The 23,160-nt window shown below is 34.8% G+C and carries 25 protein-coding genes and 7 tRNA genes; 27 read left to right on the forward strand and 5 right to left on the reverse strand.

All coding sequences use genetic code 11. The features are described from left to right. The first annotated feature begins 33 nt into the window (after positions 1–33). From J6D32_RS01385 to J6D32_RS01395, 3 genes are all read left to right on the forward strand, one after another. Positions 34–1,164 (forward strand): M20 family metallopeptidase, encoded by a 1,131-nt coding sequence (locus J6D32_RS01385; RefSeq protein ID WP_009607586.1) that lies wholly within the window; start codon positions 34–36, stop codon positions 1,162–1,164. Between the two features lie 155 nt (positions 1,165–1,319). Then, entirely contained in the window at positions 1,320–2,498 is a 1,179-nt protein-coding gene (locus J6D32_RS01390; RefSeq protein ID WP_055165683.1) for an AI-2E family transporter, read from the forward strand. 111 nt (positions 2,499–2,609) lie between these two features. Further along, positions 2,610–4,055, forward strand: a complete 1,446-nt coding sequence (locus tag J6D32_RS01395; RefSeq protein WP_006785671.1) for an immunoglobulin-like domain-containing protein — start codon at positions 2,610–2,612, stop codon at positions 4,053–4,055. Positions 4,056–4,086: 31 nt separating this feature from the next. Here the strand turns inward: J6D32_RS01395 and J6D32_RS01400 are convergent, their stop codons facing one another. The 3 genes from J6D32_RS01400 to J6D32_RS01410 all read right to left on the reverse strand — a co-directional run bounded on the left by J6D32_RS01400 (position 4,087) and on the right by J6D32_RS01410 (position 5,869). Then, positions 4,087–4,551, reverse strand: coding sequence for a methylated-DNA--[protein]-cysteine S-methyltransferase (locus J6D32_RS01400; RefSeq protein ID WP_129821259.1), 465 nt, complete (start codon positions 4,549–4,551; stop codon positions 4,087–4,089). A 100-nt stretch (positions 4,552–4,651) separates the two neighbouring features. Continuing rightward, a complete protein-coding gene (locus J6D32_RS01405; RefSeq protein ID WP_055165673.1) occupies positions 4,652–5,110 on the reverse strand; it encodes a hypothetical protein in 459 nt (152 codons plus the stop codon). Between the two features lie 21 nt (positions 5,111–5,131). After that, a complete protein-coding gene (locus tag J6D32_RS01410) occupies positions 5,132–5,869 on the reverse strand; it encodes a uracil-DNA glycosylase family protein (protein WP_006785674.1) in 738 nt (245 codons plus the stop codon). Positions 5,870–5,938: 69 nt separating this feature from the next. On the opposite strand from J6D32_RS01410, the gene J6D32_RS01415 reads away from it, so the two are divergent. The 3 genes from J6D32_RS01415 (at position 5,939) to J6D32_RS01425 (ending at position 7,770) form a co-directional block, all read left to right on the forward strand. Further along, complete coding sequence (locus J6D32_RS01415) at positions 5,939–6,607, forward strand: Pr6Pr family membrane protein (RefSeq protein ID WP_006783655.1); 669 nt, start codon at positions 5,939–5,941, stop codon at positions 6,605–6,607. Between the two features lie 63 nt (positions 6,608–6,670). Next, the gene (locus J6D32_RS01420; RefSeq protein WP_006783656.1) at positions 6,671–7,285 is read left to right on the forward strand and encodes a PH domain-containing protein; all 615 of its coding nucleotides are present in this window, start codon (positions 6,671–6,673) and stop codon (positions 7,283–7,285) included. 44 nt (positions 7,286–7,329) lie between these two features. Beyond that, positions 7,330–7,770 carry a GNAT family N-acetyltransferase gene (locus tag J6D32_RS01425; RefSeq protein WP_006783657.1) on the forward strand — a complete coding sequence of 147 codons (441 nt, stop codon included), beginning with the start codon at positions 7,330–7,332 and terminating at the stop codon, positions 7,768–7,770. A 47-nt stretch (positions 7,771–7,817) separates the two neighbouring features. Here J6D32_RS01425 and J6D32_RS01430 read toward each other — a convergent pair whose 3' ends face one another. Then, entirely contained in the window at positions 7,818–8,033 is a 216-nt protein-coding gene (locus J6D32_RS01430; RefSeq protein WP_009607421.1) for a hypothetical protein, read from the reverse strand. A gap of 1 nt (position 8,034) precedes the next feature. Beyond that, positions 8,035–8,892 (reverse strand): DUF4438 domain-containing protein, encoded by an 858-nt coding sequence (locus tag J6D32_RS01435; RefSeq protein ID WP_006783659.1) that lies wholly within the window; start codon positions 8,890–8,892, stop codon positions 8,035–8,037. 375 nt (positions 8,893–9,267) lie between these two features. Between J6D32_RS01435 and J6D32_RS01440 the strand changes: the two genes are divergently transcribed. The 21 genes from J6D32_RS01440 (at position 9,268) to J6D32_RS01540 (ending at position 22,720) form a co-directional block, all read left to right on the forward strand. Next, the gene (locus J6D32_RS01440) at positions 9,268–10,338 is read left to right on the forward strand and encodes an NAD(P)H-dependent flavin oxidoreductase (RefSeq protein WP_055165671.1); all 1,071 of its coding nucleotides are present in this window, start codon (positions 9,268–9,270) and stop codon (positions 10,336–10,338) included. A 104-nt stretch (positions 10,339–10,442) separates the two neighbouring features. After that, positions 10,443–10,961, forward strand: a complete 519-nt coding sequence (accB, locus tag J6D32_RS01445) for an acetyl-CoA carboxylase biotin carboxyl carrier protein (RefSeq protein ID WP_006783661.1) — start codon at positions 10,443–10,445, stop codon at positions 10,959–10,961. Between the two features lie 35 nt (positions 10,962–10,996). Next, on the forward strand, positions 10,997–12,349 hold the full coding sequence (locus J6D32_RS01450) for an acetyl-CoA carboxylase biotin carboxylase subunit (RefSeq protein WP_009607424.1): 1,353 nt from the start codon (positions 10,997–10,999) through the stop codon (positions 12,347–12,349). A 3-nt stretch (positions 12,350–12,352) separates the two neighbouring features. Next, positions 12,353–13,195, forward strand: coding sequence for an acetyl-CoA carboxylase, carboxyltransferase subunit beta (gene accD / locus J6D32_RS01455; protein WP_006783663.1), 843 nt, complete (start codon positions 12,353–12,355; stop codon positions 13,193–13,195). Further along, the gene (locus tag J6D32_RS01460; RefSeq protein ID WP_006783664.1) at positions 13,195–14,130 is read left to right on the forward strand and encodes an acetyl-CoA carboxylase carboxyltransferase subunit alpha; all 936 of its coding nucleotides are present in this window, start codon (positions 13,195–13,197) and stop codon (positions 14,128–14,130) included. The genes accD and J6D32_RS01460 overlap by 1 nt, the downstream gene beginning before the upstream one ends. A gap of 22 nt (positions 14,131–14,152) precedes the next feature. Continuing rightward, positions 14,153–15,121, forward strand: coding sequence for a beta-ketoacyl-ACP synthase III (locus J6D32_RS01465; RefSeq protein ID WP_006783665.1), 969 nt, complete (start codon positions 14,153–14,155; stop codon positions 15,119–15,121). Between the two features lie 26 nt (positions 15,122–15,147). Continuing rightward, a complete protein-coding gene (gene fabK / locus J6D32_RS01470; RefSeq protein WP_006783666.1) occupies positions 15,148–16,077 on the forward strand; it encodes an enoyl-[acyl-carrier-protein] reductase FabK in 930 nt (309 codons plus the stop codon). Between the two features lies 1 nt (position 16,078). Then, positions 16,079–17,008: an ACP S-malonyltransferase gene (fabD, locus tag J6D32_RS01475; protein WP_009607418.1), complete on the forward strand. Its 930-nt coding sequence runs from the start codon at positions 16,079–16,081 to the stop codon at positions 17,006–17,008. A 122-nt stretch (positions 17,009–17,130) separates the two neighbouring features. Then, positions 17,131–17,874: a 3-oxoacyl-[acyl-carrier-protein] reductase gene (fabG, locus tag J6D32_RS01480; RefSeq protein ID WP_006783668.1), complete on the forward strand. Its 744-nt coding sequence runs from the start codon at positions 17,131–17,133 to the stop codon at positions 17,872–17,874. An 18-nt stretch (positions 17,875–17,892) separates the two neighbouring features. After that, on the forward strand, positions 17,893–19,128 hold the full coding sequence (gene fabF, locus J6D32_RS01485) for a beta-ketoacyl-ACP synthase II (protein WP_006783669.1): 1,236 nt from the start codon (positions 17,893–17,895) through the stop codon (positions 19,126–19,128). 42 nt (positions 19,129–19,170) lie between these two features. After that, positions 19,171–19,596 carry a 3-hydroxyacyl-ACP dehydratase FabZ gene (gene fabZ, locus J6D32_RS01490; RefSeq protein WP_006783670.1) on the forward strand — a complete coding sequence of 142 codons (426 nt, stop codon included), beginning with the start codon at positions 19,171–19,173 and terminating at the stop codon, positions 19,594–19,596. Positions 19,597–19,700: 104 nt separating this feature from the next. Then, complete coding sequence (locus tag J6D32_RS01495; protein WP_006783671.1) at positions 19,701–20,021, forward strand: hypothetical protein; 321 nt, start codon at positions 19,701–19,703, stop codon at positions 20,019–20,021. 76 nt (positions 20,022–20,097) lie between these two features. After that, positions 20,098–20,877 (forward strand): histidinol-phosphatase, encoded by a 780-nt coding sequence (locus J6D32_RS01500; RefSeq protein ID WP_006783672.1) that lies wholly within the window; start codon positions 20,098–20,100, stop codon positions 20,875–20,877. Positions 20,878–20,954: 77 nt separating this feature from the next. Next, a complete protein-coding gene (locus J6D32_RS01505) occupies positions 20,955–21,917 on the forward strand; it encodes a M23 family metallopeptidase (RefSeq protein WP_009607423.1) in 963 nt (320 codons plus the stop codon). A gap of 124 nt (positions 21,918–22,041) precedes the next feature. Next, positions 22,042–22,132: transfer RNA gene (locus tag J6D32_RS01510), tRNA-Ser, on the forward strand. Positions 22,133–22,143: 11 nt separating this feature from the next. Further along, a tRNA-Glu gene (locus J6D32_RS01515) sits at positions 22,144–22,220 on the forward strand. A 17-nt stretch (positions 22,221–22,237) separates the two neighbouring features. Further along, positions 22,238–22,313 (forward strand) — tRNA-Asp (locus J6D32_RS01520). 8 nt (positions 22,314–22,321) lie between these two features. Next, positions 22,322–22,398 (forward strand) — tRNA-Pro (locus J6D32_RS01525). A 6-nt stretch (positions 22,399–22,404) separates the two neighbouring features. Further along, positions 22,405–22,478, forward strand: a tRNA-Gly gene (locus J6D32_RS01530). Positions 22,479–22,516: 38 nt separating this feature from the next. Then, a tRNA-Leu gene (locus J6D32_RS01535) sits at positions 22,517–22,602 on the forward strand. A gap of 41 nt (positions 22,603–22,643) precedes the next feature. Further along, positions 22,644–22,720: transfer RNA gene (locus J6D32_RS01540), tRNA-Arg, on the forward strand. Positions 22,721–23,160: the final 440 nt, after the last annotated feature.

Consider the following 23,160-nt stretch of genomic DNA (forward strand, 5'->3'; position numbering starts at 1 on the left):
TATCAATAGATTTTTGTATACAGGAGGGGCATTATGAAAGAACAATTATTGCAAATTAGTGAAGAGCTTAAACAAAGATTATGGGAAATGAGTGACTATATTCATGATCATCCTGAGCTTGGAAACCAAGAGTTCGAAGCTGTAAATACATTAACTTCATTTTTAAAAGAACATAATTTTTCAGTTGAAGTAGGTGTTGCAGGATTAGAAACAGCATTTACAGCGGTTTACGATAGTAAAAAACCTGGATTATCTGTCGCTTATTTATGTGAGTATGATGCATTACCTGATTTAGGTCATGGATGCGGTCATAATATGATTGGTGTAATGAGTGCTGGAGCAGGGGTTTTATTGAGTAAAATTATCGATGAAGTTGGTGGAAAAGTTTATGTTTTTGGAACGCCAGCTGAAGAAACAAATGGCGCTAAAGTAACCATGGCTGAGGCAGGATTATTTAATGAGATGGATGCTGTTATGATGGTTCATCCGGATGGATATACAACAGAAAGTGGAACATCTTTAGCAATGGAAGCTTTACAATTTGATTACACAGGACGTCCTTCTCATGCAGCAGCGAGCCCAGAGAATGGAATCAACGCTTTAAATGCGGTTATTCAATTATTTAATGGAATTGATGCATTACGCCAACATGTTAAATCAGATGTTCGTATGCATGGGATCATTACAAATGGTGGGGTAGCAGCGAATATTGTACCAGAACATGCCACAGCACAATTTTATATTCGTGCAGCAACGAAAGAATACTTAGCAGTTGTTAAAGAAAAAGTTTTAAACATTGCACAAGGTGCTGCTTTAATAACAGGAACAACAGTAGAGATTAGTAACTATGAATTATCTTATGATGATTTAAAAACGAATCAAGTATTATCAAATGCATTTAATGAAAATTTACGTCAACTTGGAATCACAGATATTCATCCAGCTAAAAAGGAAACTGGATCAGTCGATATCGGAAATATTAGTAACATTTGTCCAACGATTCATCCCTATATTGGAATTGGTGATTGTAAGATTGTTGGACACTCACAACAAATGGTTGATGCAACCGTTACAAGTCTTGCACATGAACGTCTAGTCATTGCAGCATTAGCTTTAGCATATACAGGATATGACGTGTTAAGCGAATCAATTAAATTAAAATAAAATACTTTTATATGCCACCTCATCTCGTTAATAGGATAGGTGGCTTTTTTACAAAAATTACTTAAATATAGGCGAATATAAGCTACTTTTTTAGCCTAATAATAGTATATAATAGAGTTATAATTTAGTATGAAATAACAATAATAGGAGGAGTTATGAAGATTAATTGGGATAAAAAATATACTACCATTGCGATATATGCTTTTATTGTCATTTGTTTCAGTATTGTTTTTGCTAACATTATATCAAAATTAGATGCTTTTACAGGAAAGATGAGCCAAATAATGGCCGTTTTTCAACCATTTATTATTGGTTTTATCATCGCTTACTTAATTAATTTTATCTTGAAATTTTATGAGGATAGAGTCTTTAAGAAGTTTATTAAAGGTTCAAAAAAATCTCTGCGTGGGGTAGCGGTTATATTATCATATTTAACTGCAAGTTTAATTTTTTATGTCTTTATTCAATTCGTGGTTCCACAATTAGTCGAAAGTATTACAGGGTTAGTTAATGACATTCCAAGATATCTATATGATATGAAAGTAATACTCGAACAGACGTTAAATGAGACGGATATTAGTCCAGAATACATGACGTTAATCAATGATAAATTAACAGAAATTACGAACTGGGTGCTCCAATTAGTCACAAATCTTCTACCAATTATCGGTGGAATCGTCATGGCTTTTGCATCGAGTGTATGGAATATTATTTTAGGAATTATCATTTCGGTTTATTTACTGGTTGATAAAGAAAAGTTCTTTGCACTTGGAAAGAAAGTAGTCGTTGCATTATTTAATGATAAACATGCAAATATTATCTTAAATCTTGCTAATCGCACTAATTTGACATTTGGAAAATTTATTGGTGGAAAGATTATTGACTCAGCTATTATTGGGGTTTTAACCTTTATAATCTTAACAATCTTTAAAATGCCATATTCATTATTAATCTCTGTTATTATTGGAATAACGAATATTATTCCATTCTTTGGACCATTTATTGGAGCTATTCCATCAGCGATTATTATTTTATTCATTTCGCCAATTAAGGCAGTATGGTTCGGGGTTATTATCCTTGTGATTCAACAAATTGATGGGAATATTATTGGACCTAAAATTTTGGGTGACTCAATCGGAATTTCAGCTTTCTGGATTTTATTCGCTATCTTAGTTGCAGGGAAACTATTTGGATTAGTTGGAATGATTATTGGAGTTCCAATGTTTGCACTAATTTATTCAATCGTTAAAGATGTCATTGAAATTCGTTTAAGTAAAAAGGGATTACCGACAGACACAACAGAATATTTAAAATATAAAAAGGAACTATCTTAAATTAAAGATAGTTCCTTTTTATATTTTTAAAATCAATGAGTAGAAATTTAGAAAGAAAGGGAAACTATTAGCAACGAATAAAATTTGTAAAATAGGAGTTGTCTATCTAAAATGGTTAAAAAAAGTATTCTCTTTCTGTTTATTTTATTCATGACTTTTACAACAATATCAACGACTCATGCAATGAGCAATGATATTGTCAATATTCCAGATCAAAGTTTGAAAATCGCTTTAAATGAAGCATTAGGGAACTCGAGTGAAAGTGATATAACGAAAAAACAATTATCAACATTGAAGGTAGCAAATTTAAATGGTAAAGGAATTTCTAATTTAGAAGGATTACAGTATGCAACTAATTTGACGTTACTTAGACTGCAAGATAATCAAATATCCGACTTGTCCCCATTAACGAATTTAAGCAAGCTTAATTACCTTATTTTAACCAATAACAAAATTCAAGATATCTCGGCTCTCTCTCATTTAGTTAATTTAAGTTTATTAAATATTGCGAGTAATGAGATAAGGGATTTAGGTCCTTTATCTAATCTAGATGAATTAGTTTATTTGTACCTAGCTGATAATAACCTTTATGATATGACTCCTGTCACAGAGATGGAGGATTTAGAGATTATTGATTTTTCTAATAATCACGTGAAAGATATTAGTCGGTTTAAAAGTTTAGCTCAGTATTTGTATGGATGGGGCCATGAACAGACTATCGATTTAGGAGAATATTCTGTGAAAAAAGGGGATACATTAAAAATAAAAAATCCTATTTTAGATTTTAATGGTCCTGTTGGAAAAGTAAATGTTGAAGATGGTTATTATGATTTGAAAACAGATGAAGTAGTATGGGAGAATATTCAAGAAAGCCAAGATCTAAAGTTTACTTTTTCAGAAATAGCCTCTTCATCTGATGGGGTAGAAATTGAGTTTGATGGAACAGTTTTTCTTCATGTTAATCTAGATTTAGGACAAACTCCCATCATAAGTGGAGCAACTGATTTAACCTTGAGTGTTGGGACCCCTTTTAATTCATTAGAAGGTGTTACAGCTTATGATGCAGAAGATGATGATTTGACATCTCAAATTCAAGTTAGGGGAATGGTAGATATTAATATAGTTGGACGATATGAACTGATTTATTCAGTGATGGATTCTAGTGGAAATACGACGACGGTTACGAGAATCATTTCGGTATTGCCATCAAGTAGTATCATCAATGAACTTCCAGTCATTCAAGCTAGGGATAAAATTATTAAAGTTGGTGATGCATTTGATCCATCAGAAGGTGTTACTGCGTATGATATTGAAGATGGAAATTTAACTTCTGAAATCAAAATTATTGAAAATAATGTGAATGCATCTGTTTCAGGTACGTATCATATCACGTATCAGGTTAGTGATCGTGATGGAGCATTGGTCACGAATTCTGTTACAATTACTGTCATGAATCAGGTTACACCCAACACAGGATTTAATAGCTGGCTCCTTCTTGGTATCGGAGTTGTATTATGTACAGGTGGAATAGTTTTAAATAGAAGAAAAGAAAATTAGCATAAAAAATAGCTCTACTTTTGGCGTAGAGCTATTTTTTATGTTTTCGTTCATGGTCAATAAGCCATTGTTTTCGATCAAGTCCCCCTACATAGCCTGTTAAAGATTGATTAGCACCAATGACTCGATGACAGGGGATAACAATTCCAATCTTATTCTTATTATTTGCATTTCCAACAGCACGACACGCTTTAGGGTTATTAATTGAATCTGCAACATCTTTGTAGCTTACCAAACTCCCATAAGGAATCTCTGATAAAGCATTCCAAACTGACTTTTGAAATTCAGTTCCCTCTAATACACAATCAAGCTCGAATTTCACTCGCTCACCTTTAAAATATTCATCAAGTTGAATCAAAGTTTTCTTAAGAATTTCAGGTTGCACTGTTGTCTCTTGAATCTTATCCACAAACCACAATTCACGTAAAAAATGCTCATCTGTTATTATTTCAATTAAGCCAATAGGTGACTCATAATAACCAATAAATTTACTCATACTTCATCAAAACCTCCTCATATCGTGAATGTTCATTCACTGTGTTTCGAGGATTTTAAATCCTTTATTAACATAAAAACTAGTTGATTTCACATTATCTTTATAAATGCAGAGGCTTAGACGATTTATAATTGAAATAAGTGATTAAAACATGGAAAATTAAGAAAATAATCATAGGAATAATTGCTAAAAAATTACGAAGTAGGATAGCTCCTAATATAAAATAGATAACAGGAACAATGGACATGGCTAATAAAATAGTTAATGTTTTACGCCCTAAAAATAATAATCCCCACAGGAGATAATAAAAAATTAAAAATAGAGCTATAATAGACACTAAACTCATAGAAATTACAGGCTGATTGATAGGCTCAAAGAAAATTAACAAACCAATAAAAATAAATTGGGCACCATGTTCAATCATATCAAGTGTTCTATGTGAATTAGGAGACGTTTCAGAACCGAATTTTTCTAAAAATATAAAATATAAAACATTAGGTAACATGGGTAGTAAAACAAGAAGAAATCCTGCCATAGAAAAATTAAATGATAGATTCATTTTTAACTCCTTTAGTTGTGGTTATTTAGAAAAGTATTTATCAATTTGATGCATCATAGATTCTTTATTTTCATTAAACTGTTTAAAACGGTGACCGTTAGCTCCTGAAGGGTGTGGAAATCCCTTTAGGATGTGCGATTCATTTATTAAACCTTCTTGTGCTAAATAAAGTAGAACTTCTTCAACACTTTTCCCAAGAGGAATAATTAAAACAGGATCGAGTTTATTTAATTCAGTTATAAAGTTATCTTTTACATAGGACATCAACATAGGCGATTTTAATAGATTAGGTGTATGACCTGTATAATTTTTTCCTTTTACAAATACAGAATAAGGGATAAGCGATATTGTATGAAGAAGATCATCATGCTCTTCAAACAGTTCAGAAGCGTTAGTTATCCCCAATTTATCAGTTAAGTTTAATTGATTAAGAAATTGAATTAAATTTTGACGTAGGCTCCCACTAAAACGACCTGCTTTTTTACAACGATATTGAATTTCATCAAGTGATAGATTTTCTTCAAAACAGCTTCTAGCTTCAGAGATAGCCCTTGACATCTGTTCAAATCCAGGTGTAATTCCTACAATAAAAATCTTTGCTTGAGGATTTAAATATTCATTATGAGGAGCATAATAGATTTCAACAGCCCCCTGTTGTTCAATTAAAAAATCAGGCGTTAACAACTCCTCTTTCGTATACTTCTTTTTTAGGGGTAAAACTTTAATTACATTAGTAAATTGTTTTAGGTTATATTTCATTACTAAATCTCCTTTTATTCTTTTTAAATACTTCCTTACATAAACTAGCAAAAGTAGGGGAGGGATTTTATGAATTTTAAAAATGTGTGGTTTACTTTATTGTGGCGTATCTTAATTATTATTAGTACAGCCTACGGAATTTACGCGGGTGTATTTCTTATAAGTGGAGAAACAAATTTTAAAATTTTATTGTATTACACGATGCAAAGCAATTTATGGTGTTTGATTTTATATAGTTATATCGTAGTTAAAATGTTATATCAGCTAAGAAAACACCAATCAATTCAAAAAAAAATATGCTCATCTTGGCTTAAAGGTGGATTAACATCGGCAATTCTAGTCACCTTTTTATTATACCAATTTATCATTATTCCGTATTGTCTTGAACATGGATCGGTTCATCAAATGTTTTCACCATCAGATATTTCGGTACATTATCTGGCACCGTTTCTCGTTTTTATTGATTTCCTTTTATTTGATCCTAAAAAACAATATAGTTGGTACACCCCATTTCAGTGGCTTAGTATCCCCATCTTATATTTCCTCTTTGTTGTCACGTGTAGTTTTATTCACGTACCTGTTCCAGAGCCCGAGCATCCATTTTTATATTTCTTTTTAGATATAGGAGACATAGGCATCAAAGGATTTAGTTTAAATATGATAAAATTGACATTGCTCTTTCTATCAGCAGGATATTTTACTGTTTTCATAAATGATATTAAAATAGGTAAAAAGTAGCCCTTGCTAATTTAAATGCATGTGATATAATCATCTCAATATCTAAACAAAGGGGAAATCAAGATGTTAAAAAAATTTGCTGCAGATGCATTAGGAATTAGTGATATTGGGAAAATTATTAGTCCAAACGACTATGATAAAGTAATGGCAGATGACTTTATTATGCATGAAGATGATGAAAAAATCTTCTTCTTAATTAAATCAAAAACAGATGAATACTGTTTTACAAACTTAGCTTTAATTCATGTCGATGGTACATCAGCTGTTAGTAGTAAACGTCTAGTGAAACGATATGATTACTATAAACATACGATTAGCCATGTTATGATTGAAACAGCAGGAACAGTGGATTTAGATTGTGAATTAAAATTTGATATCGATAATCAAGAGTTCTCAATTGATGTTAATCGTAATCAATTAGAACAACTAAAAGATATTTATAAAGCTTTAATTAAAATTTCTCATATCATCGAAGAAAATCAGGTATTATTACAAAAATCAGAACAAACATTAAACTTTGCATCCGTTGCATGTGGTTCACAACGTCAAGAAACAGGTAATTTATTAGATCAATTTGTAAAGGTAAACGAATACGCATTTAATTGGATTAAACAATCACGTGAAGCCTACATTCAAAAAGACTTTACAGAAGTATTTGAAAAATATATTAATAACTAAGAAGAGGAATCCTCTTCTTTTTTCACATTGAAAGGAAGAAGGCAATGCAATTTAAACAGATCGAATTATCAGACTTAAATGTACTAGTAAAAATGTATATCGAAACATTCAATGCAGGGCCTTGGAACGATGAGTGGACAGTTGAGACGGCATCCAGACGATTAACACAAATGATTAAATGTCCAGATTCATATGGATTATTAGCGTATGTGGATAATGTTCCTGCTGGAATGATTTTAGGAGCCGAAGAACAATACTATAATGGATTAATGTTTAACATTAAAGAATTCTGCATCAATAATCAGTTGCGAGGAAAAGGGCTTGGAACAAGCATCTATGAAGAATTCGAGAAACGATTGAAGGAAAAAGGAATCAGAGAAATTATCTTACTAACATCTCCTGGGCCTCAAACAGAAGGATTCTATCACAAAAGAGGATTTGAAACATCTAAAGGTATGATTATGATGGGAAAATTAATTGGATAAATAGAAAAAAGACTGAATCGAAATAATTTCGACTCAGTCTTTTTTAATTATGAGAAATGTTTCTTTAATTCCTTAATATCATCTGCTTCAATCCATTCCTCAGTATATCCACAATTTTCACATACATAACGATGTAAACGAGCCACAATTGATAATGTCACGTTAACCATAATATTATTTCCAGTTCCATGAATTAAAACCTTACTCGAGATAAAAATTAATGATTTAAATTCACACTTAGGACAGCATTTAGTCTCTCTCATTTTATAGCTGCTTCATATACTTTGCTATATTAGCTGAATGGTCAACAATTGGTTCGAAAATAGAATACTTACATGACATAATCGTCGTTACACCAGGGCCATGTCCTGCTTTTACACAATCACTGTGCACAATAATTCCAAGTGTCATAGCACCTTTTAAGTAACCGCGACCGTACGTTGTATCACAATCCTTTAATAACACAAGATCTCCAAAACGTAAATGATGAAGCCCTAGACGTCGTACCTCATCCAAATCTCCTGTCATAATATCATAATCCCCAGAATAAGCACTATTAGCTCCAATTCCAGACCCCATTAAATAGGGGGGAATAATCGCTGATACGGGAACTTGCAACTTACCGTTGACCTCTTGTATCTGTAATTTCTGTAATAAAATAGGATCAAGATTCATGACATGAACATCAGGATAGTCGAGTAATTTGAGCCCTTGGCCATATGCCTTAATTAAAATAGAATCATCAATGCAAAGGTCTTCTAATATATCCGCATCAAAATGAACTAAAGTATGCTCAATTCCACCGTGAGAACCCGTCACATAACCTAAACGTCCTTTTGCATCACCACTTACAACCTTAGCCACATTTCCAATGCAAGCAAACGTCATTAAAGCATCATTCTCTGAAGCATTCTCATTACGAATCGAAACACCTGGTTCAACATGATCACCTATCCACCCAAATGCAGGATCGCCAACAGAAACATTATAAGAAATCCCCCCTGTTGAAGGTAAAATCATCGGAACCCCTTCTTGAGTAATTCTATAATTGCCGCCTAGTGGATGATGAACTTTTCCTTGAACAGACCATTTCACAAGTCGACCTTCATTCGTTCTTAGCATCAGTATCTCCCCCTTAAGAATTAATGCATATCTACAAATTAACATAACACATTTACTAGCCTAATAGGGGAAGTACTACCCATCATAATTCGCCTAAAGTTCTAATTGTTTGATGAAATTAGGATAATTAAGAAGGATTATTTTTGAAATCCTTATTTTTCGACAAATGCATGAGTGAATATTTAAACAAGATGGTGTTAAATCCTTCATTTAATAAGGTTTTGTTAATAATCTAGTTAATGTGGCCTGTTCGAATTAAGTTTGAAACTCAAAATTTTTACTTTGAATATCAAAAAAATATTCACATTGTACAAATTTGTGTGTTATAATCCTTCACATAGTTTGAAATGCAAAATAATAACAGGTGGTGGAGAAATGGAAATTAAACCATTAAAAATTGGACCGTTTGAATTAGAGTTACCGATTGTACAAGGTGGAATGGGAATTGGTATTTCACGTTCTAACTTAGCGGCGGCTGTCTCAAATCACGGAGGGTTAGGCGTTTTATCGGGAGTTCAAATTGGACATGATGAACCTGATTTTGAAAATAATACAGTGCAAGCTAACTTGCGTGCAATGAAAAAACATATACAAAAGGCCAAAGAGGCAGCAAAAGGAAAAATGCTTGGATTAAACTTAATGGTTGCAATGGAGAATTACGAACAATATGCTAAAGCAGCTGTTGAGGCAGGAATTGATATTATTATATCGGGAGCAGGGTTACCTCTTGCACTTCCAGAATATACAAAAAATACAAAAACAATGTTTGCACCGATTATATCAAGTGCAAAAGCAGCAACTGTTTTATTAAAACACTATGATAGAAAACATCAAGTAGCACCAGACATGATTGTGATTGAGGGACCAGAAGCGGGTGGACACTTAGGATTCAAACCAGCCGATTTAGAAGAAGGAAATATCGATCTTGATCAAATTGTTAAAGAAGTCATTGAAGCTGTTAAACCATATGCAATGAAATATGAAAAACATATACCAATCATTGTAGGTGGAGGAATCTATGACGGAGCAGACATTGCTCATTATTTAAAACTTGGAGCAGATGGGGTTCAAATGGCAACACGTTTTATTGCAACTGAAGAGTGTGATGCTCACCCGAACTTTAAACAAGCTATAATTGATACTAAAGAAGACGATATCATCTTAGTGAAAAGTCCGGTTGGAATGCCAGGTCGTGCCATTCGTAATCCATTTAGTGAAAAATATGGTATCAAAAAAGAGAAAATAAAAAAATGTTACCGATGTGTTATCCCTTGTAATCCCGCAACAACTCAATACTGTATTAGCAAGGCACTTCTACATGCAGTAAGAGGAGAAGTTGAAGAGGCTTTACTATTCTGTGGGGCAAAAGCCTATAAAGTAAATGAATTGACAACTGTAGAACGTTTATTAAAAACTTTAAAGTCTGAAATAATCGCGACATCGTAATTGGAAACTATTGACAGAAAGGGTTCTGTCTTATATATTAAGCTATATATTTGAAGTTCAAAATATTTGATTAAAAAAATATTTGAATATCGGAGGAATTTTGTATGAATCAAAAACAAGAACGTGAAGTTCGAGATGTGACGAAAACAGATTATCTAAATCAAGTCTTACAATTAATGGAAAGATTTACTGAAAGTGAAATGACAGGACTCCAACTTGAGGTTGATGGATTAAAACTGAATCTTAAAAAAGAAGTGAAAGAAATCGTTCAAAATATTGCAAGTACACCAATGGTTCAGCCAGTCATCGAAGTTTCACCAGTCTCTCAAACTCAGGTAATGACAACAGCCCCAATTGAAACAACACTTCCAAAAGAACAAACAAACATTCAAGAGGTTAAAGCGCCACTTGTTGGGACATTCTACGGTTCGAATGCACCGGGAGCAAAAGCCTTTGTATCAGTTGGAGATCAGGTTAAAAAAGGACAGCCGCTTTGCATTATTGAAGCCATGAAGGTTATGAATGAAATTGAATCTCCATGTGATGGAATCATTAAAGAAATTAAAGTAACAAATGAAGAAGCGATTGGATATGATCAAGTTTTAATGCTAATCGAAGTTTAAGGCAAGATAAAGGGCAGAAAAAGTGAGGTGTCATGATGCTTAGAAAAATTTTAATTGCTAACCGTGGTGAAATTGCAGTTCGTATTATCCGTGCATGTAAAGAAATGGGAATTGAAACAGTTGCTATTTATTCAACGGCTGATAATCGCGGATTACATGTTGACTTAGCAGATGAGGCAATTTGTGTAGGTCCAACAAAAATTCAAGATAGCTATTTAAATATTAATAATATTTTGAGCGCTGCTATCTCAACGGGATGCGATGCGATTCATCCTGGTTTTGGATTTTTATCAGAAAATAGTACCTTTGCTTCATTAGTTGAGGAATTAGGACTAAAATTTATTGGTCCAAAAGGATCCATCATTGATAATATGGGAAATAAATCAAAAGCTCGTGAAATGATGATAGCTGCTAATGTACCTGTTGTCCCTGGAAGTGATGGGTTAATTGAATCTATTGAGCAAGGAAAACGGGTGGCAAAAGAAATTGGTTATCCAGTCTTAGTTAAAGCTTCTGCAGGTGGTGGTGGACGTGGAATGCGTGTTATCAACTCGGAAGATGAATTTGAAGATTTATTCCAAACGGCTAAACTTGAAGCAAAAATGTCATTTGGAGATGATTCGATGTATATGGAAAAATTCATTGAGAATCCAAGACATATTGAGTTTCAAATATTAGCTGATCAATTTGGGAACGTCGTGCACCTTTATGATCGAGATTGTTCAGTTCAAAGACGCAATCAAAAAGTCATCGAAGAAGCTCCATCTCCAGTATTAGATGAGCTAACACGTCAAAAAATGGGGGAAATAGCAGTTCTGGCGGCTAAAACGGTTGGATATGAAAATGCCGGAACAATTGAGTTTCTCCTAGATAAGCATCAAAACTTTTATTTTATTGAAATGAATACTCGAATTCAAGTTGAGCATCCAATCACGGAAATGATTACAGGCATCGATTTAATTAAAGAACAAATTAAAATTGCATCTAATTTACCTCTATCTTTCACACAAGAGGATATTAAAATTAATGGTCATGCCATGGAGTGTCGTATTAACGCTGAAAATCCATCTCTTAACTTCAAACCCTCTCCTGGAACAGTAGAAACATTCAATATTCCAAGTGGATTTGGTGTTCGAGTTGATACATCTGTTTATCAAGGTTACACGATTCCACCATTTTACGATTCAATGGTTGGAAAACTTATTGTTCATGGTGCTAATCGTTGTGAAGCTATCGCTAAAATGAAACGTTCACTTGAAGAGTTAGTAGTAGATGGAATTGATACAAATATAGATTTTCAATATGCCATTATGGAACATAAAAACTTTATAGATAACAAATATGATACAAGCTTTATTCAAAAACACATGCATGAATTGGAGGGATAGAGAATGGGTTTTTTCTTACAGCGTCAAAAAAAATCTAAACCAGTTGCTAAGAAACGAGATATAAATGATGGAATTTATACAAAGTGCGAAACCTGTAAAGAAGTTCTTCCAGTCAAACAACTTCATGCTAATTTACACGTCTGTCCCAAATGTGAATTTCATCATCGAATGTCAGCAATGACTCGAATTGAATCATTAGTAGATGAAGGGACTTTTAAAGAATTAAATCAAAAACTGATTTCTAAAAATCCATTATCATTTCCTGGATATGAAAAGAAAATCAATAATTTAATGGAAGAAAATCAAATAAATGAAGCTGTTGTTACAGGAATTGCAAAACTGGATGGACAAACGGTTGCTATCGGTGTCATGGATAGCTACTTTATGATGGCAAGTATGGGATCAGTTGTCGGGGAGAAGGTTACAAGGTTAATCGAGACTGCAACATCAAAAAAACTGCCATTAGTATTAGTCTGCGCTTCAGGTGGAGCGAGAATGCAAGAAGGAATGTATTCATTAATGCAGATGGCTAAAACATCAGCAGCCATCGCTAAACATAACGAAGCAGGATTACTTTATATCAGTGTATTAACCCAACCAACAATGGGAGGCGTTACAGCTTCTTTTGCAACGCTCGGTGATATTATATTAGCCGAAAAAGGGGCAGCTATTGGATTTGCAGGACGTCGAGTTGTTGAGCAAACCATTAAACAATCATTACCTGAACATTTTCAAACAGCAGAATTTTTACAAGAAAAAGGACTTGTGGATAAAGTCGTTAATCGAAAAGAGTTAAAACAAACACTGTCAACTATCATTAAATGGCACGAAGGGAGCGAAAATTGATGTCAATTCTAGATTTTGAAAAAAAAGTAGCTGAAATTGAATCACGTCTAAGTGAAATTTCAACTGACAATCAAGCGGAAGTCAAAGAATTACAACAACAACTGCATCTTTATAAAAATCGTGCTTACAACAATTTAACGGCATGGGATCACGTCGTTCTTGCCAGACATCCAAAACGTCCTAAGGTTCGTGACTACATCAACTATATATTTGATGATTTCATTGAGTTTCATGGTGATCGTTTATATGGAGATGACGCAGCCATTATTGGGGGGATTGCTAAAATCGGACCTCATGTGGTGACCGTTATTGGACATCAAAAAGGTAATACAACAGCCGAAAATATCGAATGTAACTTTGGAATGCCTCATCCAGAAGGATACCGTAAAGCGTTACGTTTAATGAAGCAAGCTGAAAAATTCAATCGCCCTATTATAACCTTTATAGATACACCGGGAGCTTATCCAGGACCCGAAGCTGAAGAACGTGGCCAAGGACATGCGATTGCTGAGTGTCTAAGAGATATGTCTAACTTAAAAACTTCAACCCTTTCTATTGTGATTGGTGAAGGAGGAAGTGGTGGAGCTTTAGCACTAGGGGTGAGTGATCAAATATGGATGCTTCAATATGCAATTTATTCAATCTTATCCCCAGAGGGATTCGCTTCAATTCTTTATAAAGATGGAAGTAAAGCGAAAGAAGCAGCTGAAGTGATGAAACTAACAGCACAAGACTACTTATCGATGGGAATTATTGACCACATCATCAAAGAGCCAATCGGAGGAGCCCATCAATTTCCACAATACGTGTTCGACCACTTAAGAGACGACTTAAATAACTATCTAGAACAAACTAAAAAATTATCAATTAAACAAATCCAAGCGAAACGGTATAAAAAATACCGCTCGATCGGAGAGTTTGACATCATAAAATAACGAGAAAGTTGAGGTGAATTTCTTGGGAATCAAAGTTCTTGGGAGTGGGGCCTACGTCCCGACATCTATTTTAAGTAATAAACAATTAGAATCCATCGTAGAAACAAGTGATGAGTGGATCAAGGCGCGTACAGGTATCAAAAATCGCCATATCGCTACAACAGAAAATACCGTTGAATTAGCCTATCAATCTGCAAAACAGGCCATTGAACATGCCAATATTGATCCAACTGAAATAGGTTTGATTATTGTCGCAACCTTTACACCAGAACAATTAACACCATCTACTGCTTGTCTAGTTCAAGCAAAGCTTGGGTTAAATGATGTAAAAATGATCGCGTTTGATTTGAATGCTGCATGTAGTGGATTTGTTTACGCAATGAGTGTAGCCAATCAATTCCTTAAAAGTGGTGCTATCAAAAAAGCACTTATCATAGGAGCGGAGGTCCTCTCTAAAATTATGGATTGGGATGACCGAAATACATGTGTTTTATTTGGAGATGGAGCGGGAGCAGTCGTAGTTGAATATGACCAAGACACAACCGAGAGCTTCTATCTCAACTCAAGTGGAGATGAACGTGGAGTCTTAACCACAACACCAATTGCTGTAGTAAATCCACTAACAGATAACCAAGCAGAACCTATTCATTTCCAAATGAATGGACAAGAAGTCTTCAAATTTGCGATACATGCTATTAAAGAAACAATTATGGAGCTATTAGAACAAGCAAACTTAACAATCGATGAAATCAATCTCATCATTCCCCATCAAGCCAATAAACGTATCATTGATAAAGTTGTTAAAGATTTAAAAGTTCCGAGCGAAAAATTCTTTTTAAACTTAGATAACTATGGAAATACATCAGCCGCTAGTATACCGATTGCCTTAAAAGAAGCAATAGATACTAGGCACATCAAATCAGGGGATAAAATAATGCTCATCGGATTCGGTGGCGGTAAAACATGGGGTGGATGTATGATCTCCCTGTAGATAAAAAACAAAAGGAGGATAAAAAGATGTCTTTGACAACTTTATTAAATATAAAATACCCAATTATTCAAGGTGGAATGGCTAACATCTCATCAGCAGAACTAGTAGCAGCTGTTTCAAATGCTGGAGGACTTGGAATCATTGGTTCAGGTGGTTGGGATGCCCCACGCCTAAGAGAAGAAATTCGTAAATGCAAACAACTAACAGACAAACCTTTTGGTGTCAATTTAATGCTTATGAATCCGCACTGTGACCAACTATCAGAAGTTATTATTGAAGAAGGGGTTAAAGTAGTGACAACAGGAGCAGGAAGTCCAGGTCCATACATTGAAAAATGGAAAGCTGCCAAGATCAAAATTATTCCAGTTGTTGCCTCAGTTGCTTTGGCAAAACGTATGGCACGTTTAGGAGTAGATGCCATTATTGCCGAAGGAACGGAATCCGGTGGCCATGTTGGGGAGTTAACGACTATGTCATTAGTTCCACAAGTTGTCGATGCTGTGGATATCCCAGTTATTGCAGCGGGAGGAATTGCGGATGGTCGTGGATTTATGGCGGCTATGGCTCTTGGAGCAAGTGGCGTTCAAATTGGAACTCGCTTCTTAACCGCTAAAGAATGCCCAGTACATGAAAACTATAAACTAGCGCTAATCAAAGCAAAAGATACAGACACAGTCGTAACAGGACGAAGTGTTGGTGTTCCAGTTCGTTGTTTAAAAAATCCGATGACGCGTGAATACATCGCTCTTGAGAAAAAAGGAGTATCAGCCGAAGAATTAGAGTATTTAACACTCGGTTCACTTCGTAAAGCCGTTCTAGAAGGAGACACAAAATCAGGATCTGTCATGGCGGGACAAGTAGCAGGAATGCTTTCTAAAGTCCAATCCGTATCAGAAATTATAGAAGATATTACAAATCACGCATCAGAAGTTTTTAAAAATTTGGAGGTCATGTAATATGGGGAAAGTTGCATTCTTATTCTCAGGACAAGGAGCACAATATGTCGGAATGGGGAAATCACTTTATGAACAAAACCCAACCGCACGTCAGTTATTCAATCAAGCCAATGACTTATTATCATTTGATTTAAAAGAATTATGTTTTGAAGATTCACAAAATTTAATTAATCAAACAGCTTATACACAACCAGCCATTTTTACAATTTCTCAAATGGCATTAGCTACTTTAAAAGAAGCAGGAATCAAACCAGATGTTGTAGCGGGATTTAGTCTAGGTGAGTACAGTGCGTTATGTGCAGCAGATGTTTTCTCGTTTACTGAAGGAGTGGAACTTGTTGCTAAAAGAGGAGAACTTATGGGAGTAGCATCAGGTGATGGAAAAATGGCCGCCCTACTTGGATTAGATGTTGAAAAGGCAACAGCTTTATGTAGCGAAGCTTCTTCAAAGGGAGTAGTGGAGTTGGCCAATTTAAACTGCCCAGGACAAATCGTGATTGGTGGAGAGGCCGAAGCTGTTAATTATGCTTGTGAATTAGCAAAAGGATACGGGGCAAAACGTGCCTTAATCTTGCCAGTTAGTGGACCTTTCCATACCTCTTTATTAAAAGAAACAGCCCAAAATTTTGGACAACTATTAAAAATGAAAAACTTAAATCAACCTAAACTTCCAATCGTTTTAAACGTGCTAGGAGATTTCTATCATCACGATTTATCACTAATTGACTTAATGATAAAACAAATGGCGACAAGTGTGAAATGGGAAGCAAGTATCAAAAAAATGATTGAAGATGGAGTAGATACCTTCATTGAGATTGGACCAGGTAAAACATTGAGTGGATTTGTTAAAAAAATAGATCGTAGCGTTAAAATTTTAAATGTAGAAGATGTGGCATCATTAGAAGCAACTATTAAGGCGCTTCAAAATTAAATAAGTTCCTATTAAGTTTCTACAGAAATTTTATAGTTTGAATCAATAATGAAGCATTTTAATGACCAAGATTCATTTTTTTAGATATGGTATTAATCGTTTTGAATACAGGAGGGAATTTTATGAACTTATCAGGTAAAGTCGCATTAGTGACAGGAGGCTCTCGAGGAATTGGAGCAGCTATCGTCTTAAAATTAGCTTCACTTGGTTGTGACATTGCACTTAATTATTGCGGAAGTAAAGAACGTGCCGAAGCCATTGCTAAACAAGCTGAAAGCTTAGGTGTAAAAGCAAGCGTTTATCAAGCAAATGTTGCAAATTATGAAGAAGTTGAAAGCATGACGAAAGCTATTATAAAAGATTTTGGACATTTAGATATCGTGATCAATAATGCAGGAATTACATCAGATAATCTTATGATGCGTATGGATGAAGATTCATTTGATTCTGTTATCGATGTGAACCTAAAAGGAACATGGAATGTTTGTAAATCGATTACGCGTCCTATTTTAAAACAACGCAGTGGAGTAATTATCAACTTATCGTCAGTCGTTGGGATTAACGGAAATGTTGGACAGGCAAACTACGCTGCATCAAAAGCTGGGGTAATTGGGTTAACAAAATCATTAGCAAAAGAATATGCCTCAAGAAATGTTCGAGTTAACGCTGTTGCTCCAGGATATATCAAATCAGATATGACCGCAAAATTATCAAGTGATATTACAGATAAAGTATTAGAAAATATTCCACTTGGAAGCCTGGGTGAAGTAGAAGATATTGCAAATGCAGTTGCTTTTCTAGTTAGTGATCAGGCTCGTTATATCACAGGACAAGTATTAGTCGTAGATGGTGGAATGGCAATTTAATGAAGGATGGTGCAAATTATGAGTAAACGTAGAGTTGTAGTAACTGGACTTGGGACAGTTTGTCCTGTTGGAAACAATGTTGAAACAATGTGGAAAAACATTCAAGACGGAGTTTGCGGAATCGATGAAATCACTCACTTTGATGCATCAGATTTCAAAGTTAAATTAGCAGCAGAAATTAAAGACTTAAACGTTGAAGAGTATATTAATAAAAAAGAAGCAAAGCGTTTAGATCGCTTTAGCCAATTAGCGATGATTGCTTCAAAACAAGCATTTGAAGATTCAAACCTTCAAACAGAAGAACTTGATGCTCATCGTTTCGGAGTTATTTTAAGTTCAGGAATTGGCGGACTTCAAACGATTGAAGAGGAAAAGGAAAAAGGAATGAAAAAAGGATACGAACGTGTCTCACCATTCTTCATTCCAATGGCTATAGGAAACTTAGCAGCAGGTAATGTTGCCATTATGTTAGGTGCTAAAGGAGCATGTCTTGACATTGTGACAGCTTGTGCAGCGGGAACTAATTCAATTGGAGAAGCCTTCAAATATATCCGTGATGGTTATGCAGATATCATGTTAACTGGAGGAGCAGAAGCCTCAATTACACCACTTGGAATTGGTGGATTCTCTTCAATGAAGGCTTTAACGACATCAGATGATAAAAATCGTGCTTCAATTCCATTCGATGCACAGCGTAATGGATTCGTTATGGGAGAAGGAGCAGGTGTTTTAATTTTAGAAGAATACGAACATGCCAAAAAACGTGGAGCTAAAATCTACGCTGAAATGATCGGATATGGTGTAAGCTGTGATGCTTTCCACATGACAGCCCCAGATTCGGAAGCTAATGGTGCTGCTGCTTGTTTTGAAATGGCACTTAAAGATGCTTCACTTGAACCAAATCAAATTGATTACATTAACGCCCACGGAACATCGACACCACTGAATGACAAACTAGAGACACTTGGTATCAAAAAAGTCTTTGGTAAAGAAACAAAATTAATGGTTAGCTCAACTAAAGGAAATACAGGTCACTTACTTGGAGCAGCAGGTGGAGTAGAAGCTATCATCACAGTTAAAGCTTTACAAGATGGATTTGTTCCTGCAACAATTAACTATTCACAACCTGATCCAGAATGTGATTTAGATATCGTTCCTAATGTTGGACGTCATCAAAATATTAAATATGCCATGTCAAATTCATTAGGATTTGGTGGTCATAACGCATGTATCGTCTTTAAAAAATACGAATAACTCTTTCTATATTATATATACATAAAAAAAGAAGGTGAAAGCATGGTCTTAAATAGTAATCAAATTCAAGAAATTATCCCGCACCGCTATCCATTTTTATTAGTAGATCGAATTGATGAATTAGAACCAGGAAAAAGAGCCCTTGGAGTCAAATGTGTTTCAGCAAACGAAATGCAATTTATGGGACACTTTCCACAACAACACGTCATGCCTGGCGTCCTAATCATTGAAGCCTTAGCGCAAGTAGGAGCTGTTGCCATTTTAAGTCTTGAAGATAATAAAGGTAAAATTGCTTACTTTGCTGGTATCAAATCAGCAAAATTTCGTCAAAAAGTCATTCCAGGTGATATCTTAACTCTTGAAACAGAACTAACAAAAATAAAGGGAAGTGTTGGAGTTGGTAAAGCCATCGCTAAACTTGGAGATAAAGTAGCCGTCGAAGCAGAATTAATGTTCGCCATCGGATAAAAAGAAAAGGTTGTAGAAAAAATGTATTTTCTATAACCTTTTTTGTTACAACACAGAATAAATTGCTATAATAAGTTATCATAATCAAAGTAGGTGTCAAAAACATGCCATTACTCATAGCAATTCTTTTCATCGGCCTATTTACATGGCTAATCTATACAAAAAAAGATATCTTCTCTAACAAAAAGAAATTCTTACAAATTGAACTTGGCATCATATTACTAGCTACATTAATCATTCTAATCATTTCAGGAATTGGAATAACCATGGGATTTTTATTACTATGGGTTGCTATTGCCTTTTTAAGCTATTATATTTACCAAAACCACCATCAAAAAGTAGGATTTATCGGTGTTAGCTTCTGTGCCTTCTTCAACATTGTTTTCCTATATCTCCAATTTTGGATATATGGGACACAATATTAATAAAAAAGACTATCTAATGGACCTTAGATAGTCTTTTTTTGATTGTATAATAATAGAAAAAGAGGAGGAATAAAAAATGGAAAAAACAAATTATCATACTCATACACCAAGATGCCTGCATGCGGGAGGGACAGAAACTGAATACATCGAAGCAGCTATCGAAAATAACATGACCATTCTAGGATTCTCAGACCATGCTCCGTATCCAGATAACAGATTTGGATTACGAATGCAGTATGAGGAACTCGATGATTATTTACAAACTATCAAAAATTTAAAAAAACAATATAAAAACCAAATTGAAATTCGTGTTGGCCTTGAAATTGAATATGATTCCGAAAAAAAAGCATACTATGAACAGTTACTTAATGAAAAAGGTGTCGAATACTTAGTGCTAGGACAACACATCTACGTCTCACCAAACAAAGAATACATCAACATCTATAGTCTAAACAACACAGAGCAATATATTGAATACGCTCAAACCATCAAAGAAGCAGTTCAAACTGGATATTTCGCTTTTATCGCACATCCGGATGTCATTTTTGTAAATGATCTTGCTTGGGATCAAAACTGTGAACTTGCGTCAGACATCATCATAGAAGCTGCAATTAAAACAAAAACCCCATTAGAATTTAATGCCAATGGACTAAGACGAGGAATTCAAGCATTTTGTGATGAAGAAAGATACCCATATCCGCATCCAAAATTCTGGTCAAAAGTTGCAAAAACAAACATTCCCGTTCTAATTAACGCAGATGCACACCATCCAAGTAATATTTACGATGACAAAATGGAACTAGCTTATAAATTAGTAGGCGAATGGGGACTAAACCTCATAACTGATTACATATAAGCAGAGTCATTAGTATTCCCACCTTCATTAAGTTATATTAATACAATTATAAAACTAGGTAGAAGTGGGTGGACCCGATGAAACGTCAAATCATAGTAAGTTTCATGGCAATACTGGTATGTATGTTAAGTTCTATAAATGTATCAGCTGAAGCTAACGAACAAAATGAACAAGAAATCAGACAAAAACTTTATAAAGACTACGAGCAGGCATCAGGTGTCCCTTGGTATCAAATAGCCGCCGTTGATCAATACGAGCGCAATACCTATAAATTCCGTGAAGAATGTACATTTAAGTACGATACCATCTCAATTTGTTTTCCAAATGAAATATGGTCAGGCCCTGAAAATCCAATTTATTATGATAATAATAGTTTGACTATTAATCTTTTTGGAGGTATTGGTAAAGATGGAGATGGAGATGGGATAGCAGATATTAATAATGAAGAAGACGTAATGTATACAATGGTCGAGTATTTACGTTCATATAATGATTTTGAAGCCGCCATTTCATCTTATTATCAAAAGGAACAAACTCTAACGATTATAAAAGAAATTGCGATGCTATTTGAACATTTTGATACAATTACATTAGATAAACGATCGTTACCAGTATCACGCCATTATAGTTATAGTTTTAGTGATAACTATGGTACAGCACGAAGTTGGGGTGGGGCTAGATCACATGAAGGAATAGATATTTTTGCTGGATACTCAACACCAGTATTATCCACAGCTTACGGAGTCATTGAAATAATGGGATGGAATGATTTTGGTGGATATCGAATTGGTATAAGAGATATTTATAATACATATCAATACTATGCACATCTTCAAGGATTTGAAGGAAATATTAAAGAAGGTGACATAGTCGAACCGGGACAAGTGATAGGATATGTTGGTAGTACAGGATATGGGAAAGAAGGAACAAGCGGTAAATTCCCACCACATTTACATTTTGGTTTGTACAAGTATGATGGAAAATGTGAATGGGCATTTAACCCATACCCACATCTAAAACGATGGGAAAAACAGAAATAAGAAAAAAGGTCAAATAATAGTTATTTGACCTTTTTTAAAAAAATTAAAAAAACTATTCAAAAAGTGTTGACGATAATTTATATACATGTTATTATATAAAAGTCGTCAGGACAGAAAACAAAATGGAGCAGTACTCAAGTGGCTGAAGAGGTGCCCCTGCTAAGGGTATAGGTCGGGCAACCGGCGCGAGGGTTCAAATCCCTCCTGCTCCGCCATTTAAAAAAATGGCCCGTTGGTGAAGCGGTTTAACACACATGCCTTTCACGCATGCATACACGGGTTCGAATCCCGTACGGGTCACCATTTAAATTGAATAAGAAGGTCCAGTGGTGTAGCGGTTAACATGCCTGCCTGTCACGCAGGAGATCGCGGGTTCGATTCCCGTCTGGACCGCCATTTAGAAACGGGAAGTGGCTCAGCTTGGTAGAGCACCTGGTTTGGGACCAGGGGGTCGCAGGTTCGAATCCTGTCTTCCCGACCATAATAAGCGGGTGTAGTTTAATGGTAGAACTTCAGCCTTCCAAGCTGACTGTGAGAGTTCGATTCTCTTCACCCGCTCCATTAATTTCATTGTGATGTGCCATGAAAAAACCGTATATGCGGTCGTGGCGGAATGGTAGACGCGCCAGCTTGAGGGGCTGGTAGGAGCAATCCTGTGGAGGTTCGAGTCCTCTCGGCCGCACCATAATGAATGTCTAATCAACATCATCAAGAATAGCATAAACAGCGCCCATAGCTCAATTGGATAGAGCGTTTGACTACGGATCAAAAGGTTAGGGGTTCGACTCCTCTTGGGCGCGCCATAATAACAGATAATAATGAGTTCGAAGGAACTCTTTTTTTATTTCTTGTATACGAATGTATAACATTTAGGTAGTCGTTTTTATTTATTATGTTTACTTAAAAATACAATTTATCTATAATATGTCATTGATTTTAAATCCTAGCAGCCTAAGCTACTAGGGTTTTTTAAATTTAATTAGTTTTGAATTATGAGCTAAGTGATTTGAAGCGATAAAAGTTACAATATCTCAAGGGATTTCGTTAAATGCTATATTTTATTATTAATTCTTTTTCAATAGGAATAATAGTATACGAACTTATTATGTGTGTTAAAAATAGCAGGTTAGTTTTAAAAGTAGTATGGAGTTGAGATAAATTAATTTGAAACATCAGATGTTTGAAACACTAAAAGAAGTAATAAGTTGTGTATTGAGATAGTGAGCAGAGTTTAAAAGTAATC

This window comes from Turicibacter sp. (genome assembly GCF_017941855.1).
GTDB classification, from domain to species: Bacteria; Bacillota_I; Bacilli_A; order MOL361; family Turicibacteraceae; genus Turicibacter; species Turicibacter sanguinis.

Excerpts from the sequence above, each read along its gene's own strand:
- J6D32_RS01430 (WP_009607421.1), bottom strand. The coding sequence starts at position 8,033 with ATGAGAGAGACTAAATGCTGTCCTAAGTGTGAATTTAAATCATTAATT.
- J6D32_RS01505 (WP_009607423.1), top strand. The coding sequence starts at position 20,955 with ATGAAACGTCAAATCATAGTAAGTTTCATGGCAATACTGGTATGTATG.
- fabF (WP_006783669.1), top strand. The coding sequence starts at position 17,893 with ATGAGTAAACGTAGAGTTGTAGTAACTGGACTTGGGACAGTTTGTCCT.
- accB (WP_006783661.1), top strand. The coding sequence starts at position 10,443 with ATGAATCAAAAACAAGAACGTGAAGTTCGAGATGTGACGAAAACAGAT.
- J6D32_RS01460 (WP_006783664.1), top strand. The coding sequence starts at position 13,195 with ATGTCAATTCTAGATTTTGAAAAAAAAGTAGCTGAAATTGAATCACGT.
- J6D32_RS01435 (WP_006783659.1), bottom strand. The coding sequence starts at position 8,892 with ATGCTAAGAACGAATGAAGGTCGACTTGTGAAATGGTCTGTTCAAGGA.
- J6D32_RS01390 (WP_055165683.1), top strand. The coding sequence starts at position 1,320 with ATGAAGATTAATTGGGATAAAAAATATACTACCATTGCGATATATGCT.
- J6D32_RS01450 (WP_009607424.1), top strand. The coding sequence starts at position 10,997 with ATGCTTAGAAAAATTTTAATTGCTAACCGTGGTGAAATTGCAGTTCGT.
- fabG (WP_006783668.1), top strand. The coding sequence starts at position 17,131 with ATGAACTTATCAGGTAAAGTCGCATTAGTGACAGGAGGCTCTCGAGGA.
- fabK (WP_006783666.1), top strand. The coding sequence starts at position 15,148 with ATGTCTTTGACAACTTTATTAAATATAAAATACCCAATTATTCAAGGT.
- accD (WP_006783663.1), top strand. The coding sequence starts at position 12,353 with ATGGGTTTTTTCTTACAGCGTCAAAAAAAATCTAAACCAGTTGCTAAG.
- J6D32_RS01400 (WP_129821259.1), bottom strand. The coding sequence starts at position 4,551 with ATGAGTAAATTTATTGGTTATTATGAGTCACCTATTGGCTTAATTGAA.
- J6D32_RS01415 (WP_006783655.1), top strand. The coding sequence starts at position 5,939 with ATGAATTTTAAAAATGTGTGGTTTACTTTATTGTGGCGTATCTTAATT.
- J6D32_RS01495 (WP_006783671.1), top strand. The coding sequence starts at position 19,701 with ATGCCATTACTCATAGCAATTCTTTTCATCGGCCTATTTACATGGCTA.
- J6D32_RS01420 (WP_006783656.1), top strand. The coding sequence starts at position 6,671 with ATGTTAAAAAAATTTGCTGCAGATGCATTAGGAATTAGTGATATTGGG.
- fabZ (WP_006783670.1), top strand. The coding sequence starts at position 19,171 with ATGGTCTTAAATAGTAATCAAATTCAAGAAATTATCCCGCACCGCTAT.
- J6D32_RS01385 (WP_009607586.1), top strand. The coding sequence starts at position 34 with ATGAAAGAACAATTATTGCAAATTAGTGAAGAGCTTAAACAAAGATTA.
- J6D32_RS01425 (WP_006783657.1), top strand. The coding sequence starts at position 7,330 with ATGCAATTTAAACAGATCGAATTATCAGACTTAAATGTACTAGTAAAA.
- J6D32_RS01500 (WP_006783672.1), top strand. The coding sequence starts at position 20,098 with ATGGAAAAAACAAATTATCATACTCATACACCAAGATGCCTGCATGCG.
- J6D32_RS01395 (WP_006785671.1), top strand. The coding sequence starts at position 2,610 with ATGGTTAAAAAAAGTATTCTCTTTCTGTTTATTTTATTCATGACTTTT.
- J6D32_RS01405 (WP_055165673.1), bottom strand. The coding sequence starts at position 5,110 with ATGAATCTATCATTTAATTTTTCTATGGCAGGATTTCTTCTTGTTTTA.
- fabD (WP_009607418.1), top strand. The coding sequence starts at position 16,079 with ATGGGGAAAGTTGCATTCTTATTCTCAGGACAAGGAGCACAATATGTC.
- J6D32_RS01440 (WP_055165671.1), top strand. The coding sequence starts at position 9,268 with ATGGAAATTAAACCATTAAAAATTGGACCGTTTGAATTAGAGTTACCG.
- J6D32_RS01410 (WP_006785674.1), bottom strand. The coding sequence starts at position 5,869 with ATGAAATATAACCTAAAACAATTTACTAATGTAATTAAAGTTTTACCC.